The organism is Mediterraneibacter sp. 210702-DFI.5.30 (assembly GCF_020560115.1).
In the GTDB taxonomy this organism is placed as follows: domain Bacteria; phylum Bacillota; class Clostridia; order Lachnospirales; family Lachnospiraceae; genus Mediterraneibacter; species Mediterraneibacter faecis.
Genome location: NZ_JAJCME010000067.1, coordinates 1 through 274 on the forward strand (window position 1 = coordinate 1; position 274 = coordinate 274).

The 274-nt window shown below is 29.2% G+C and carries 1 pseudogene; it reads left to right on the forward strand.

Annotated features, from left to right (window positions below):
• Nucleotides 1–21 precede the first annotated feature (21 nt).
• Nucleotides 22–274, forward strand: a pseudogene (locus LI126_RS14705) (hypothetical protein); the annotation flags it as partial.

The window sequence follows — 274 nt, forward strand, 5'->3', positions numbered from 1 at the left end:
TACAGTGGAAAAGCAAATGTCTTGAAAGACTATTTAGAAAATTATGATAGAAAAGTTGATGGGAAAATAGAAAAAAATAATGATAATCCGTATTTAAAAATAGCACCGTTACTACCCAAAATAACAGAGTTATATGACACAATCGAAAAAGAAATGCCTACAGCTTATTTAGAAAGTATCTCCAATGGGAAATTCGGTAGAACAAAAGGTGTTGATGTTAAAAGTACAGCAAAAACAAAATTTTCTAATGAAAAAATAGATTACCAAATCTCGC